General features: G+C 66.1%; 13 protein-coding genes. 3 read left to right on the top strand and 10 right to left on the bottom strand.

What is annotated here, in order from left to right; all coding sequences use genetic code 11:
• Positions 1 to 49: 49 nt before the first annotated feature.
• A complete protein-coding gene (locus ACZLIB_RS08850; protein WP_478469615.1) occupies positions 50 to 451 on the top strand; it encodes a VOC family protein in 402 nt (133 codons plus the stop codon).
• 41 nt (positions 452 to 492) lie between these two features.
• Here ACZLIB_RS08850 and ACZLIB_RS08845 read toward each other — a convergent pair whose 3' ends face one another.
• From ACZLIB_RS08845 to ACZLIB_RS08820, 6 genes are all read right to left on the bottom strand, one after another.
• On the bottom strand, positions 493 to 1,914 hold the full coding sequence (locus ACZLIB_RS08845) for an efflux transporter outer membrane subunit (protein ID WP_201118764.1): 1,422 nt from the start codon (positions 1,912 to 1,914) through the stop codon (positions 493 to 495).
• Positions 1,908 to 2,645 (bottom strand): SDR family oxidoreductase, encoded by a 738-nt coding sequence (locus ACZLIB_RS08840; RefSeq protein ID WP_012510730.1) that lies wholly within the window; start codon positions 2,643 to 2,645, stop codon positions 1,908 to 1,910. Before ACZLIB_RS08840 ends, ACZLIB_RS08845 begins: the two co-directional genes overlap by 7 nt.
• A gap of 64 nt (positions 2,646 to 2,709) precedes the next feature.
• Positions 2,710 to 5,880 carry an efflux RND transporter permease subunit gene (locus ACZLIB_RS08835; protein ID WP_032128264.1) on the bottom strand — a complete coding sequence of 1,057 codons (3,171 nt, stop codon included), beginning with the start codon at positions 5,878 to 5,880 and terminating at the stop codon, positions 2,710 to 2,712.
• A gap of 127 nt (positions 5,881 to 6,007) precedes the next feature.
• A complete protein-coding gene (locus ACZLIB_RS08830; RefSeq protein WP_032128263.1) occupies positions 6,008 to 7,234 on the bottom strand; it encodes an efflux RND transporter periplasmic adaptor subunit in 1,227 nt (408 codons plus the stop codon).
• Positions 7,235 to 7,325: 91 nt separating this feature from the next.
• Positions 7,326 to 8,096 (bottom strand): SDR family NAD(P)-dependent oxidoreductase, encoded by a 771-nt coding sequence (locus ACZLIB_RS08825; protein ID WP_049400332.1) that lies wholly within the window; start codon positions 8,094 to 8,096, stop codon positions 7,326 to 7,328.
• Positions 8,093 to 8,320 (bottom strand): hypothetical protein, encoded by a 228-nt coding sequence (locus ACZLIB_RS08820; protein ID WP_032128321.1) that lies wholly within the window; start codon positions 8,318 to 8,320, stop codon positions 8,093 to 8,095. The genes ACZLIB_RS08825 and ACZLIB_RS08820 overlap by 4 nt, the downstream gene beginning before the upstream one ends.
• Positions 8,321 to 8,467: 147 nt before the next feature.
• On the opposite strand from ACZLIB_RS08820, the gene ACZLIB_RS08815 reads away from it, so the two are divergent.
• Positions 8,468 to 9,499 (top strand): LysR family transcriptional regulator, encoded by a 1,032-nt coding sequence (locus tag ACZLIB_RS08815; protein ID WP_005409107.1) that lies wholly within the window; start codon positions 8,468 to 8,470, stop codon positions 9,497 to 9,499.
• 740 nt (positions 9,500 to 10,239) lie between these two features.
• On the opposite strand, the gene ACZLIB_RS08810 is transcribed toward ACZLIB_RS08815, so the two are convergent.
• Entirely contained in the window at positions 10,240 to 10,935 is a 696-nt protein-coding gene (locus ACZLIB_RS08810; RefSeq protein WP_010484399.1) for a YiaD family glycine zipper/OmpA-like lipoprotein, read from the bottom strand.
• A gap of 139 nt (positions 10,936 to 11,074) precedes the next feature.
• Positions 11,075 to 12,490 (bottom strand): cryptochrome/photolyase family protein, encoded by a 1,416-nt coding sequence (locus ACZLIB_RS08805; RefSeq protein ID WP_164081131.1) that lies wholly within the window; start codon positions 12,488 to 12,490, stop codon positions 11,075 to 11,077.
• A 109-nt stretch (positions 12,491 to 12,599) separates the two neighbouring features.
• On the opposite strand from ACZLIB_RS08805, the gene ACZLIB_RS08800 reads away from it, so the two are divergent.
• Positions 12,600 to 13,184: an SMI1/KNR4 family protein gene (locus ACZLIB_RS08800; RefSeq protein ID WP_478469613.1), complete on the top strand. Its 585-nt coding sequence runs from the start codon at positions 12,600 to 12,602 to the stop codon at positions 13,182 to 13,184.
• A 19-nt stretch (positions 13,185 to 13,203) separates the two neighbouring features.
• Here the strand turns inward: ACZLIB_RS08800 and ACZLIB_RS08795 are convergent, their stop codons facing one another.
• Positions 13,204 to 13,818, bottom strand: a complete 615-nt coding sequence (locus tag ACZLIB_RS08795) for an inorganic diphosphatase (protein WP_121503710.1) — start codon at positions 13,816 to 13,818, stop codon at positions 13,204 to 13,206.
• Between the two features lie 10 nt (positions 13,819 to 13,828).
• A complete protein-coding gene (locus tag ACZLIB_RS08790; protein ID WP_478469917.1) occupies positions 13,829 to 15,178 on the bottom strand; it encodes a purple acid phosphatase family protein in 1,350 nt (449 codons plus the stop codon).
• Positions 15,179 to 15,183 lie beyond the last annotated feature (5 nt).

Genomic DNA, 15,183 nt, shown 5'->3' with positions numbered 1-15,183 from the left:
AGCACACACCGCGCTACCCTGCCCCCGTTCCCGAACTGTGGAGAAAGGCATGGCACACCAGAGTCGCCTGGCCGGTTTCATCATCGATTGCGAGGGCATTCCCGCCGACGAAGGCGCCCGCTTCTGGTCTGCCGCGCTCGGCCTGCAGGCGCAGCCCGCCTATGCCGAAGACGGCGCCGAGTACGCCGACCTGCAGGGCGCGCCCGCAGGCCTGAACGTGGAGGTGCAACGCGTCAATCATCCTTCACGGGTGCACCTGGACATCGAGAGCGACGACATCGACGCCGAGGCCGACCGCCTGGAGAAGCTCGGCGCGCGGCGGATAGGCTTCGTCAAACGCTGGTGGGTGATGGAAGCACCGACCGGCCATCGCTTCTGCATCGTGCGCATGCGCGAGCGCGAGCGCGAGCGCGAGCGCGAGCGCGAGACACCAGCCAATCACTGGCCCTGAAAGAAGAAAGGGACGGAAGCCACTGCTTCCGTCCCCTGCGGTTACTGCACCTGCGCCACACTCGCCGGCTGCGGTGATTGACCCCAACCACCGAGCGCCTTGTACACCCCCACCACGCTGACGTTGACCTCGGCTTCGGCCGCGGCCAACGCATCATCAGCGGACAGCTGGGTGCGCTGTGCATCGAGCAGGGTCAGGAAGTCCTCCGAACCCTCGCGATAGCGGATCTGCGCCAGCGACTCGGCACGGCGTGCCGCCTGCGCCTGCTCGACCACGATCGCCAGCCGCGCCTGCTGCTTGGAATAGCGGGTCAGCGCGTTCTCGGTGTCTTCCAGTGCCAGCAGCACCGTCTGCTCGTACTGTGCTGCCACGCCTTCGGCCTCGGCCTTGCTGGCACGCAGGCGTGCACGCACGGTGCCGAAATCGAAGGCCGCCCAGCTCAGCGACGGCGTCAGCGACCAGGCCTTGTTGTTGCCATTGACCAGGCCACTGGCATCGCCACCGAGGAAGCCGACGAATCCGGACAGCGACAGCCGCGGGAACAGATCCGCCGTGGCCACGCCCACCCGCGCGGTAGCGGCGGCAAGACGACGCTCGGCCACGCGCACGTCGGCGCGTTGGCGCAGCAGCTCGCGGGTATCGCCCAGCGGCAGCGCCTTGGCGAATGCCGGCACTTCGTGCGGCGCAAGCATGGCGGTCAGCGTTTCCGGACGCTGGCCCAGCAGAACCGCCAGGCGGTTGCGCGACTGCGTTTCGGCCACTTCCAGCAGCGGAATGTCGGCCTCGATCGCCTTCAGCCGGGCACGACTGCTCTGCACGTCCAGCTCGCTGCCGGCGCCCAGCTCCCAGCGTGCCTCGGTCAGCTTCTGCGTCTCGCGCAGATTGACCAGGGTGTGCTGGGCCACGGCGATGCGCTTCTGCGTGCCGCGCAGCTCGAAGTAGTTGCGTGCCACTTCGGCAGCGATCAGTACCTGTGCGTCGGCCAGGTTGGCCTGCTCGGCATCGAGGTCGGCACGGGCGGCTTCTGCAGCACGGCGCTTGCGGCCGAACAGATCCAGCTCCCAGCCCGCATCGAAGCCGAGCTGGTAGCTTTCACTGAACACCCGCTGCCCACCCAGCTGCGGATCGGGTTGCTTGCGGCGATCGTAACTGCCGCCTGCGGTGACATGCGGCGCCTGGTCGAAGCGGCTTTCGACGAACACCGCGCGGGCCTGGCTGACGCGGGCCACGGCCACGCGCAGGTCCAGGTTGTCCGACAGTGCGCCGTGCACCAGCTCTTCCAGCACCGGATCATCGAACTGCGCCCACCAGCTGGCCACCGGCGAGGTGGTGCTGAACACCGGCTGCTGCGCACCCTGCAGCACCACCGGATCCTGCACCGGCGCCTTGTAGTTCGGGCCGACGCTGACACAGCCTGCCAGCACCAGGCTGGAGACGGCCATCGCCAACGTGCGGATCACCATGGCAGCACCTCGCCCAGGTAGGTGAAGCTGCCGTTCGGACCTTCATGGCCGATCAGTGCCATCTGCACGCTGGAGCGCGCGCCTTCGCTGATCTCAATCTCGCCGTGGCCGCCGTTCATATCGGTTTTCACATAACCCGGATGCACGGTATTGACCTTGATCTGGGTGCTGCGCAGTTCATGCGCCAGCGCCAGCGTCCAGCTGTTCACCGCTGCCTTGGAGGCGTTGTACGCGGGGATCTTGAAATCGTAGATGCCCGAGGTCGGATCAGCATGCAGGGTCTGCGAGCCGAGCATGCTCGAAACGTTGACGATCCGCCCGGACTTGGCCTGCCTGACCAGTGGCAGGAAGGCCTGGGTCACCGCAACCAGTGCGTACACGTTGGTGTCGAAAGTGCGCTTCCAGGTATCCAGCGACTGTTCGGACGGCGCCTGCGCCGGGTTCTCGATCATGATGCCGGCGTTGTTGACCAGGATGTCCAGGCGCCCATGGCGCTGGCGTACCTGCTCGACCGCTTCGGCGATGCTGGCGGCATCGGTCACGTCCAGCTGGATGGCTTCCACCGGCAGGCCCTCGGCCTGCAGCTTCAGCGCCTGCTCTACGGCGGTCTCGCGCTTGCGGCCGGCCAGCAGCGTATGCACGCCGGCCTGGGCCAGCTGGCGCACGGTCTCGGCGCCGATGCCGCGGGTGGCGCCGGTGACCAGCGCGATCTTGTTCTGATGAGAGTTCATGGATTCTTGCCTCGTGGGGGGGAAGCCGCCGCCGGCCAGTGACCGGCGGCGACGGGGTTCCATGTCAGTGGTGGATGGTCGGCTCGCCGTGCTGCACCAGCTGGCCACCACCGTTGCGGGTGACGAACTTGCGCAGGGCCACGTAGAACACCGGGGTGAGGAACAGGCCGAACAGGGTCACGCCCAGCATGCCGGCGAACACGGTGATACCGGTCACCGAGCGCACCTCGGCACCTGCACCGTGCGACAGCACCAGCGGTACGGTGCCGGCGATGAACGCGATGGAGGTCATCACGATCGGGCGCAGGCGCAGGCGGCAGGCTTCCAGCGCAGCTTCAACGATACCCTTGCCGCCCATCTCCAGCTCTCTGGCAAATTCGACGATCAGGATCGCGTTCTTGCACGCCAGGCCCATCAGCACCACCAGGCCGACCTGCACGAACACGTTGTTGTCACCACCGGTCAGCCATACGCCGAACAGCGCGGACAGCAGGGTCATCGGCACGATCAGGATCACCGCCAGCGGCAGCGACCAGCTCTCGTACAGTGCGGCCAGCACCAGGAAGGCCAGCATGATCGCCACCGGGAACACGATGAAGGCGGCCTTGCCCTGGGTTGCCTGCTGGTAGCTCAGGTCGGTCCATTCGGTGGTCATGCCCACCGGCAGCACCTTGCCGGCGATCTCGGTCAGCTTGTTCATCGCCTCGGCCGAAGACAGCAGGCGCGGGTCGGCTTCACCGGCCAGATCCGCTGCCGGATAGCCATTGAAGCGCAGCACCGGGTCCGGGCCGAAGGTCTGCTTGATGGTGACCATCGAACCGATCGGCACCATCTCGCCGCGGTCATTGCGGGTACGCAGCTTGCCGATGTCCTCGACCGTTTCGCGGTACGGACCGTCCGCCTGCGCGATGACCTGCCAGGTACGGCCGAACTGGTTGAAGTCGTTGACGTAGGCCGAACCGAGGTAGGTCTGCAGGGTGTCGAACAGTTCGGTGAGCTGCACGCCCTGTGCCTTGGCCTTGACGCGGTCGACCTCGGCATCCAGCTGCGGCACATTGGCCTGGTAGCTGGAAATCGGGAAGGCCATGCCCGGCGTCTGCGCAACGGTGCCCTGCATCGCCTGTACGGCATTCTGCAGCGCGCCGTAACCCAGGTTGCCACGGTCCTCGATGAACATCTGGTAGCCGTTGCCGTTGCCCAGGCCGAGGATCGGCGGCGGCATCATCGAGAAGGCGAAGCCTTCCTGCAGGCCGGCGATCTTCTGGTTGATCTCGGCGTTGATCTGCGCGGCGGTACGGCCATGGCGCTCGGCGAACGGCTTGAGCGGAATGAACGCCACACCGGTGTTCGGCGTGTTGGTGAACTGCAGCGCGTTCAAACCCGGGAACGAGATGGTGTGGGCCACGCCATCGGTTTCCTGGGCGATCTTGGCGACCTTGCGCAGCATTTCATCGGTACGCGCGATCGACGAACCTTCCGGCAGCTTCACACCCGCAATCAGGTACAGCTTGTCCTGGGTCGGGATGAAGCCCGGCGGCACCAGCTTGAAGATCACACCGGTACCGACCAGCAGGATCGCGTAGACCACGAACACCGCACCACGACGGCCGAGGATGCGGGCCACGCCACGCTCGTATTTCTCCGAACTGGACTTGAAGAAGCGGTTGAACGGACGGAACACCCAGCCGAACAGGCGGTCGATCAAGCGGCTCGGGCCGTCCTTCGGCGCACCATGGGCCTTCAGCAGGCGCGCAGCCAGGGCCGGCGACAGGGTCAGCGAGTTGATCGCCGAGATCACCGTGGAGATGGCGATGGTGACCGCGAACTGCTTGTAGAACTGGCCAGTGACACCCGACAGGAATGCCATCGGCACGAACACGGCACACAGCACCAGCGCGATCGCGATGATCGGGCCGGACACCTCACGCATGGCCTGGTGGGCCGCGGCGGTGGGCGATAGGCCTTCCTCGATGTTGCGCTCGACGTTCTCCACCACCACGATCGCGTCATCGACCACGATGCCGATCGCCAGCACCAGGCCGAACAGGCTCAGCGTGTTGATCGAGAAGCCCAGCAGGTACAGCGCGGCGAAAGTACCGACCACCGACACCGGCACCGCGATCAGCGGAATGATCGACGCACGCCAGGTCTGCAGGAACAGGATCACCACCAGCACCACCAGCGCGATCGCTTCCAGAAGCGTGGAGACCACGGCCTTGATCGAGTCGCGCACGAAGATGGTGGTGTCATACACGGCTTCGTACTTCACGTCGGCCGGCATGGTCTTCTGCATCTCGTCCATCGTCGAGATGACCTGGTCACGGATCTCCAGTGCATTGGCACCCGGCGACTGGAAGATACCGATACCCACCGCGTTCTTGCCGTCCAGCTGCGAACGCAGGGTGTAGTCACCGGCACCCAGTTCCAGGCGGGCCACATCGGCCAGGCGCACGATCTCGCCATCAACACCGCTCTTGAGCACGATGTCGCCGAATTCCTTTTCAGTCTTCAAGCGGCCCTGGGCATTGATCAGGGTCAGGAACTGGCTGTTCGGCAGCGGTTCGGCGCCGAGCTGGCCGGCCGAGACCTGCACGTTCTGCTCACGCATGGCGCGCACTACGTCACTGGCGGTCAGGCCGCGCGAGGCGACCTTGTCCGGGTCCAGCCAGGCGCGCATGGCGTAGTCACCACCACCGAAGATCTGCGCGTCACCCACGCCCGGAATACGCGCCAGCGCATCCTTGACGTGCAGACGGGCGTAGTTGCGCAGGTACAGGGTGTCGTACTTTCCGTTCGGCGAGGTCAGGTGCACCACCATCAGGAAGGTCGGTGACTGCTTCTGCGTGGTCACGCCCTGCCGGCGCACGTCCTCGGGCAGGCGCGCCTGCGCCTGCGCCACGCGGTTCTGCACCTTCACCGCCGCCGCATCCGGGTCGGTGCCCGGGCGGAAGGTGACGGTCATCTGCAGCACACCGTCCGAGCCGGCGACCGACTTCAGGTACATCATGCCTTCAACGCCGTTGATCGCCTCTTCAAGCGGCGTGGCGACGGTCTCGGCAATGACCTTGGGGTTGGCGCCCGGATACACCGTGCGCACGACCACCGACGGCGGCACCACTTCCGGGTACTCGCTGATCGGCAGGATTGGAATCGTGATCAGGCCTGCGGCGAAGATCACGATCGACAGCACCGCCGCGAAGATCGGCCTGTCGATGAAGAAACGGGAAAAGTCCATGGAGGAATTCCTGGGAAAGGCGTTCGGCGAGCAACAGCCTCCCCGCCCCTCGCCGAGATGACGAAGGCAGGGAAGGCTGCTGCTGGCGCCGGCAGCTAAGCGGGGACGCGGATCAGGAGACGGCGGATCAGTGGTTCAGCGCGGCGGTGGCATCGCGGCCCGGTGCCGGTGGCGCAGCCTGCGGCTGCATCGCCACGGCCTTGGCCTGCACCGGCATGCCCGGCATGAAGACCTTCTGCACGCCGTCGATGATCACCTTGTCGCCGGCGGCCAGGCCGTGCTCGACAATACGCAGGCCGTCGGCGGTGCGGCCGAGCTGGATGTCACGGCGCTGGGCCTTGCCATCCTTGTCGACCACGTACACGTACTTGCGATCCTGGTCGGTCAGAACAGCCTTCTCGTCGATCAGCAGGGCCTGGAACTGGCCGCTGCCGAGCAACTGCACGCGGGCGAACAGGCCCGGCGTGAACTGGCGATCGGCGTTGTCCAGCAGCGCGCGGACGCGGATGGTGCCGGTGCTGCGTGCCACCTGGTTGTCGAGGAAGTCGACCTTGCCCGAATGCGGGTAACCCTCTTCGCCGGACAGGCCGACCTTCACCGGCAGATCGCTGTCACGCTCGCTCGGGCGTTCACCCTTGCGCGCCATCTGTGCATAGCGAAGGAAAGTGCTTTCATCGGCATCGAAGTAGACGAACACGGTGTCCAGCGAGACCAGCGTGGTCAGCACGCTGGCGCTGTCGCCGGCGGTGACCAGGTTGCCGGCGGTGACCATCGCGCGGCCGGCACGGCCGTCGATCGGCGCACGCACCTTGGTGAACTCCAGGTTGAGGCGGGCCGCATCCAGCGCAGCCTGGGCCGCCTGTACGGCGGCACCGGACTGGTCAGCCGCAGCGCGACGCTGCTCGGCCGTCTCGGTGGAAATGGCCTGCTGCTCGGACAAGCGCTTGGCACGCTCGGATTCACTGCGGGCCAGCGTGGCCTGGGTGCGGGCGCGGGCCAGTTCGGCAGCGGCGCGATCGTACTCGGCCTGGTAGCTGCGCGCGTCGATGGTGAAGAGCACTTCGCCCTTCTTCACTTCCTGGCCTTCGACGTAGTTGACCTTGTCGATGTAGCCGGACACGCGCGGGCGCAGTTCAACGCTCTGTACCGCTTCGACGCGGCCGCTGAACTCGTCCCACTGGCTGACCTGCTTGACCAGCACCGGTGCAGCACTGACCTGCGGCGGCGGCGGTGCACCGGCTTCTTCGGCGTGGCCGCCGCTGCAGGCCGCCAGCACGGCTGCGGCGAGGATCGACACGCCGACCATCGCGATGCGATGGCCGAAACGATGTGGGGTGGAATTGGGGGAAGTCATGGCATGCATCCGTACGGAGGGGTGGTACAGCTAGATGAGAACGTGTTGCAAAAACAGGCGGCGTATCCTGCGACCTCAACCATGGTCGAGGTCAAGCGACGCCCGCGGTATCGCGCCACAGGGGAGGAACGTCCAGGTGCAGCAGGCCGCGCGGCAGTTCGGCATCACTGCTGTCGCAGCGGACGATGGCGCGGTTGTCGCGGCAGCCGTCGAGCAGGGAGACCACGCGACGACCGACCAGCAGTGAGCTGGGCCACTCGATGCAGGCATTGGCCGCGTTGGCCGGCGTACACACCGGGCTGCAGACTTCCAGCATCTGCGCGCGCACGCCCAATGCCTGGGCTTCCTGGTGCACCACCTGCGCGTACATACGCAGCGCCGCAGTGGTGATCGAGGTTTCGCCGTAGCCCGCCCATGGCTTGGCATTGGCCGGGCTGCCGATCATCACGTAGCGGCGCGCATGCACGTTGTCCTGCAGCAGCGGCAGCAGATGACGCACCGCGTGCACGTGCGGCATCAGATCGGCCTGCATCGCGCCCAGCAGTTCATCGCCGTTGCGGTCAGTCACCCGGCCGCGACGGTAAGGGCCGCCCATTGCGGCGATCACTGCCGCCAGCGGACGCGGGCGATGCGCGATGCGTTCGGCCAGTGCGCGCGCCGAGCCGTCATCGCTGAGCGAACCCAGCAGCGTCTCCAGGCCCGGCTCATCGGCGAACTGCTCATGCAGCGCCGCCAGCCGGCCCGGGTCGCGACCGACCACCAGCACCGGGCTGCCGGCTTCCAGCAGTGCGCCAACCACGCCCTGGCCGACGGCACCTGTGCCGCCGAGGACCAGGACTTCGGGCGTCAGCATCCCATTCACGGGACATTTCCTCCCAAATCCGGGATAGTCCCGATTCGACGCAGCCGGTCGCCCTTGTGCGGGGCCAGGCGGATGGCACCGCCACGCTGCTGACGCATCGGCGCGGTAAACTCACGGAAGTCCTTGTGTACCAAGGAACTCGGGCGGACTTCAACGGTCATTGCCAGGTCCAGGGTGCTCTGGCCGGCGTTCCGGAGACGGGCAAGAATGTTGCGCAGGCTCATGGCGGACGGGCTCCAAATAACGAATGGCGCCACGATAGACCTCAAACCTTTACTTGATTAGTCCTGATTAAGGGGAATAATCATCCCGCTCCCGGTCCAATCGTTCTGTCACGATTGTCCCATCCCCGACGTCCAGGATCCCAGACCATGTCCCACGATCTCAACGAGACGCTGATCTTCGTCAAAGTGGTCGAGCAAGGCAGTTTCATTGCCGCTGCCAAATCGCTCGGCCTGCCCAAGACCACGGTCAGCCGCAAAGTGCAGGAGCTGGAAACCCGCCTGGGTGCGCGACTGCTGCACCGGACCACCCGCCGCCTTGGCCTGACGGAGGCCGGCTCGATCTATCACGAGCACTGCCAGCGCATCGCACGCGAGCTTGAAGAAGCCGAGAGCGCGGTAAGCCAGCTGCAGTCCGGTCCGCGCGGCTGGCTGCGCTTCACTGTGCCTTACTCGATCGGCATCACCTGGATTGCACCGCTGCTGGGCCAGTTCCATGCGCAGTATCCAGAGATCCGCTTGGACATGCACATGGGCAACGAGAAGCTGGACCTGATTGCAGGTGAGGCGGACCTGGCCCTGCGCGTGGGTGCCCTGCCCGATTCCAACCTGGTGGCACGCAAGCTGGGCAGCCTGCGCACGCAGGTGTTCGCCAGCCCGGCCTACATCGAACGCTATGGTGAGCCGCTGCACCCGGAAGAGCTGCAGTTCCATCGCATCCTGGCGATGCGCAAGCCGTACCACACCGGCAACTCGCCGCGCTTCACCTGGCAGCTGGGCGAGAACGGCGGCGAGCTGCGTGACTTCCCGGTCACCCCGCTGATGACCGCCAACGACATGTCCGCGCTCAATGGTGCGCTGGTGTGTGGCGAAGGCCTGCTGTTGACCGGCGATGTGATGGCCAAGCCGTTCGTTGAGTCGGGCATGGTGCGCCGTGTGCTGGCTGGCTGGACCGGGCCGGAGGTGGACTTCAACGCCGTGTTCGCCGGTGGCCGCCTGGTCTCGCCGAAGGTGCGTGCATTCGTCGACTTCCTGGTCGAGAAGCTCAACTTCGACGCCAATTACATGCTCGCCCAGTGCCCGGGCGCGAAGCTGGCGCAGCAGCAGAAGGAAAAGGAAGACGCCGCGCTGGAAAGCAGCGGCAAGCGGATCCTGGAGAAGGTGGCCGCTTCGGCCGCATGACCGGAAGCATCCACGCATGGCGTGGATCTACGGGCATTCCGTAGAGTCGAGCTTGCTCGACTGCTCTTGCGCTTCAGTCGAGCAAGCTCGACTCTACGGGCGCTATCGGTGTGCCGAGCAAGCTCGGCACCTACAGAAAATGCCGCCTGCAAGGGCGGCATTTTCGTTCCGGCTACGTGGCTTTCGGTAGATGCCGACCTTGGTCGGCGCCGTTTGGAGAAACCGCGACCGGGAGCGCTATCGGTGTGCCGAGCAAGCTCGGCACCTACAGAAAATGCCGCCTGCAAGGGCGGCATCCTCGTTCCGGCTACGTGGCTTTCGGTAGATGCCGACCTTGGTCGGCGCCGTTCGGAGAAACCGCGACCGGGAGCGCTATCGGTGTGCCGAGCAAGCTCGGCACCTACAGAAAATGCCGCCTGCAAGGGCGGCATTTTCGTTCCGGCTACGCTGGAGTTCCGGTAGATGCCGACCTTGGTCGGCGCCGTTCGGAGAAGCCGCAACCGGAAGCGCTCTCGGCGTGCCGAGCAACGCTCGGCACCCACAAAAATGCCGCCTGCTAGGGCGGCATTTTCGTTCCGGCGGCGTGGCTTTTGGTAGATGCCGACCTTGGTCGGCGCCGTTTGGAGAAGCCGCGACCGGGAGCGCTATCGGTGTGCCGAGCAAGCTCGGCACCTACAGAAAATGCCGCCTGCAAGGGCGGCATTTTCGTTCCGGCTACGCCGGAACCGTAACGCTACGCGTTACTGCTTCAGGGGAATCACGCGGATCTCGACGCGGCGGTTCTTGGCGCGGCCAGCATCGGTGCTGTTGTCGGCAATCGGGTACGACTTGCCGGCGCCCAGGGTTTCGATGCGCACGCTCTGCACGCCCTGGCCGATCAGGTACTGCGCGACCGAGTCGGCACGTTCCTTCGACAGGCGGTTGTTGACCGCGTCACTGCCGATGCTGTCGGTATGGCCGACCACTTCGATCATGGTCTGGTTGTAGTCACGCAGGGTGCCTGCCACGCCATTGAGCGAGCCGTAGAACTGCGGCTTCAGGGTCGACTTGCCGAAGTCGAAGGTGATGCCGTCCGGCAGGTTCAGCATGATGTTGTCGCCCTGGCGCTGCACATCAATGCCGGTGTTGGCAGTGCGCTCGCGCAGTGCGCGTTCCTGGCGATCCTGGTACTGGCCTACCGCGGCGCCGCTGAGCGCGCCGATACCGGCGCCGATCAGCGCATGCTGACGACGCTCCGTGGCGCTGTCACCGGTCAGCAGGCCGGCGGCTACGCCGATGGCGGTGCCGATCAGCGCGTTGCGGCCGGTGCGGTTCTGCTGCTCGGTCGGGTTGCCGTACTGGTCACTCTGTACGTAGGAGCCGCCGGTGGCGCAGGCCGACAGGACGGCCGCACTCATCAGGGCCAGTGCGACGTTGCGGGTGGTGTTGCGGATCATGAGGTTCTCCTTGGTTTCCGGTCGGCCGGCGGCCTGCGGGCGCAAAGAGAATAAACAGCCCGATGCGATGCCGGAATGATGATCGGGCACACCGACAGGGCCGCGTTCAGCTAACTGACCAGATCGCTCAGGTCGCCCTTTACCCCGCCCCCGACTGGCGGTAAGCCGCCAATGCGGCATCGCGGCCAACCGCCAGGTCCACCAGCGGCGTGCGCGGATAGCCCGGGGCATGTGCCGCCAGCAGCAACGGATGCTGCCACGGTGCGAAGCGCGCTTTCACCGGCAGCGTCCCCAGTTCGGGCACCCAGCGGCTGATGTAGCGGGCCTGGGGGTCGAACTTCTCGGCCTGGGTGACCGGGTTGAACACGCGGAAGTAAGGCGCGGCATCGGCACCGGTCCCGGCCACCCACTGCCAGCCCATCGTGTTGTTGGCCAGGTCGGCATCGACCAGGGTGTCCCAGAACCAGCGCGCGCCATGCAGCCAGTGCGCGCGCAGGTGCTTGCACAGATAGCTGGCCACGATCATCCGCACCCGGTTGTGCATGTAACCGGTGTGCCACAGCTCGCGCAGGCCTGCATCGACGATCGGCACGCCGGTGTTGCCTCGCTGCCAGTCGTGCAGCTGCGCGGCACTCGGTGTGGCCCACGGGAAACGGTCAAAGCGCGGGTTGAGGTTGTCGGTCGGCGTCTTCGGGAAGTGATGCAACAGGTGGTAGGCGAAGTCACGCCAGCCGAGCTGGCGCAGATAGCCGTCGATGTCGGCGTCGGTACCGGCACTGCGCAGGCCTTCCAGCGCATGGGCAATGCGCCACGGTGCGATCTCGCCGAAATGCAGGTGCGGCGACATCCGCGAGGTGCCCACGCGATCTGGCAGGTCACGCTGCTCGCGGTAGCCGCGCAGCGCACCGTCCTCGAACACGGACAGCGCTTCCAGCGCACCGGCTTCACCCGGCTGCCAGTGCTCCCAGAAGCCGGTATCCCAGTCCAGCGTCGGTGCCAACTGGAGATCATCCAATGCCAGGCTGTCGACCGCGTGCGTCGCCAATGCTTCCGGTGCGGCCTGCAGCGCGGGCAGGCGCCAATGACTGAGTACATTGCGCCAGTACGGCGTGAATACCTTGTAGGGCTGGCCCTGCTGGGTGGCGATATCCCACGGCTCGAACAGCAGGCTGCCATTGCAGCTCTGTGCGTCGATGCCCTGCTCGCGCAACGTGCGCTTGATGGTGGCGTCGCGTGGCTGGGTGGCCGGTTCGTACTTGCGGTTCCAGTACACCGCCCCGGCGCCGGTCTGCTCGATCAGCAACTGCAGGGCCGGCAGGCTGTCACCACTGCGCAGCACCAGCGACGAACCGCGCACGCGCAGGTCGGCGTCCAACGCGGCCAGTGAACGGTGGCGCCACGCATCGGAGGCGGCACCCGGCACCCACTCACCCTCTTCGTGGGGCGCATGGATGTAGATCGGCACCACGTCGTGACCGGCATCCAGCGCGGCCTGCAGGGCCGGATTGTCCTGCAGCCGCAGATCACGGCGGAACCATACCAACGCTACCGACACAGACACCGCCTTCGTTGTTGAAGGCGGACATGATAGCCAGAGGCGGTGAAGGCGCTGCACGCAGACGCCGTCTGCTAGGCTGCTGGGCCGCTCCTCGTTGGACCCCGCCATGGATGATCTGTACGCCTCATTCGCCCGCTTCGGGCTGCTGCGGGCCCAGCACGAAGGTGACTGGCAGGGACCGTTCCCGTTACCACCGGTGCTGGCGTGCTTCTACGCGCAGGTGGGACCGCTGGGTCATGAGATCAATGCGAAGGTGGGCAACTCCGGCATCACCATTCCGGGCCTCGATGTCTGGATACCGCCGCTGCGGCGTGTGTGGAGTCACCAGGCCGGTTATCGCTGGCATGGCATCAGCGGCGAGCCGATCGACAACTGGCCATCGAACTGGCTGGTGATTGCCGATCGCGGCGCCGATCCGTTCATCCTCGACCTGGATGACGGCCGTGTGCTGTTCAGTCACCACGGTGCGGGCCTGCTGGATGCCGGCGAGGTCACTACCGATGTGCCGACCTTGATGGCGGCTCTGGCTGCTGCAGGCACGGTGTACCTCGATGCAGGCGACGACCTCTACAACGACGATGACGATGGCGGTATCCGTCCTGAACACCAGGAGGCAGCCGTACAGGCGGTGGCCCGGGTACTGGGCGACCGCCTGCAGGCCGAGTCGTTCATCGAGACGTTGCTGGACTGAATCCACGCATGGCGTGGATCTACTTTTCGAAGCGCTTCATCGCTTCGCTGATCAGTACCCGCGCCTCGGCGGCGTTGCCCCAACCGTTGAGCTGCACCGGGTTGCGACCGGCCGGCAGGTCCTTGTAGACCCGGAAGAACGCCTCGATGCGCTGGCGCTCGACCTCCGGCAGATCCGCCAGGTCGCGGATGCTGGCGTAAGTCGGGTCAACCTTGTCGGTGGGCACGCCGATGATCTTCTCGTCGTGCTCGCCGCCATCGATCATCTTCAGATAGCCGATCGGCCGGAAGCGCACGATCACGCCCGGATGCAGCGGTTCACGGGTCAGCACCAGCGCGTCCAGCGGATCGTTGTCGCCGGCCAGAGTGCGCGGCATCGAGCCGTAGTTGGCCGGATAGGCGACCGGCATCGACTGGAAGCGGTCCACATGGACCAGGCCGTCTTCCTTGATCTCGTACTTGGTGAAGCTGCCGGCCGGAATCTCCACCGCCAGATTCACCTCCTGTGGGGCCTGCTTCGGCTGGGCCACCAGGAACGGATGCAGTACGGTATCGGCAGCGGTCACCGCACTGGCCAGCAACAGCAGGGCGGCACCGATGGCGGCGAGCGGAAGGATGCGTCGGGGCGTGGTCATATGCCTCTTCTCACTCCCAGCAGCGGTCGGCACGACCCTTGGCGGTCTGTGCACGCGGGCAGTCGCGTGGCCTGATGCGACCTTCGGTCAGCTCCGTGCGCTGCTTGCCACCCTTGGCGTCACGGCGCAGTTCGAAGGCATCGTAGAGACGGCCGGTCACCGTGCGTGCTTCATAGCGCAGGTGCTGCGGATCAATGTTCAACACCTGGAACAACTGGGTATCCTCGGCTACCGGATCCATCGTCTTCCGTGCCTCGTCGGAAAGGCGGTACTGCTTCGGCCCGGCCACGGTCACCACGTACTGCGGCGTGGCGGCCTGCCCTTCACCGCGACGGCCATAGGTGTGATCGTGGCCCTGCAGCACCAGGTCGACGTTGTGGCGGCGTACCACCGGCAACAGCACGTCACGCAGCGCAGCGTTCTCGCGCCCTTCGCGGGGTGAGTAGAACGGCTGGTGCAGCAGCACGATGGTCCACGGCTGCCGGTTGCCGGTCAGAACCTTGTCCAGCCACTGCGCCTGTGCCTTGGCGGTGCCGAGGTCGAGTGCCGAGGTGCCATCGACCACCGCCACGCGTACACCCTGCGCATCGAACCAGTAGCTGGTCTGCTGCGCGGCGGTGGCGCCATTGCCCGGCAGCGCGAAGGTCACCGGCCAGTGCCGGCCCAGCACGCGACGCTCCTGCGGCGTGTCCTCGAATTCCTCGAAATACTCGTGGTTGCCGATCGCCGGGGCCACCAGCGTTTCCTGCGCCAGCCAGCCGGTGGCAGCAAACCACTCGCCCCATTCGCTGTCATCCATGTTGTCGCCGCCGCTGACCAGGTCACCGGCGAACAGGCTCATGCGCGCCTGCGGTGCGGCCTTCTGCGCGGCGCGCACTACACGGCTGACATGGCTGACGTTCTTGTTCTGGGTATCACCGAAGTACAGCAGGGTCAGCGGCTGGTCGGCCGCAGCCAGCGTGCGCAGCTGGTTCCAGGCGCTCCAACTGCCGTTGCCCTGCACACGGTAGACGTACTGGGTATCCGGCTGCAGGCCGCTGATGTCCGCGCGATGATGATGCGACAGCCCGTTCTCGGTCTGCAGCGCGCGGGTCGTTGCGCGCACCTGGCGGATGCCCTCGATGGCCGGCGAATCCCCGGCGAGAGCGATCTCGAGCAGCGGTGCCTGCACGCTGCCGTCAGTACGCCAGGCCACGGCGAAACCGTGGCTGGGATCCACCGCCGGCGAGGCGACGATGCGATCCGGCACCGACGTCGCTGCGTAGTGGTGGCTGCCCGCCGGCACCTGGGTATTCGGTTCGGCCGCTGCGAACGACAGCGACGGCAGTGCCAGCAGCAGGCCCAACGCCAGCGTGCGCATCACGC

Source organism: Stenotrophomonas sp. 220_Sma, assembly GCF_056487375.1.
Note: the sequence above shows the minus strand (reverse complement) of the source record. Positions and strands in the feature narration are given on the sequence as shown.

Coding starts and splice junctions, on each gene's coding strand:
- ACZLIB_RS08850 (WP_478469615.1), top strand. CDS start 50: ATGGCACACCAGAGTCGCCTGGCCGGTTTCATCATCGATTGCGAGGGC.
- ACZLIB_RS08845 (WP_201118764.1), bottom strand. CDS start 1,914: ATGGTGATCCGCACGTTGGCGATGGCCGTCTCCAGCCTGGTGCTGGCA.
- ACZLIB_RS08840 (WP_012510730.1), bottom strand. CDS start 2,645: ATGAACTCTCATCAGAACAAGATCGCGCTGGTCACCGGCGCCACCCGC.
- ACZLIB_RS08835 (WP_032128264.1), bottom strand. CDS start 5,880: ATGGACTTTTCCCGTTTCTTCATCGACAGGCCGATCTTCGCGGCGGTG.
- ACZLIB_RS08830 (WP_032128263.1), bottom strand. CDS start 7,234: ATGACTTCCCCCAATTCCACCCCACATCGTTTCGGCCATCGCATCGCG.
- ACZLIB_RS08820 (WP_032128321.1), bottom strand. CDS start 8,320: ATGAGCCTGCGCAACATTCTTGCCCGTCTCCGGAACGCCGGCCAGAGC.
- ACZLIB_RS08815 (WP_005409107.1), top strand. CDS start 8,468: ATGTCCCACGATCTCAACGAGACGCTGATCTTCGTCAAAGTGGTCGAG.
- ACZLIB_RS08810 (WP_010484399.1), bottom strand. CDS start 10,935: ATGATCCGCAACACCACCCGCAACGTCGCACTGGCCCTGATGAGTGCG.
- ACZLIB_RS08800 (WP_478469613.1), top strand. CDS start 12,600: ATGGATGATCTGTACGCCTCATTCGCCCGCTTCGGGCTGCTGCGGGCC.
- ACZLIB_RS08795 (WP_121503710.1), bottom strand. CDS start 13,818: ATGACCACGCCCCGACGCATCCTTCCGCTCGCCGCCATCGGTGCCGCC.
- ACZLIB_RS08790 (WP_478469917.1), bottom strand. CDS start 15,178: ATGCGCACGCTGGCGTTGGGCCTGCTGCTGGCACTGCCGTCGCTGTCG.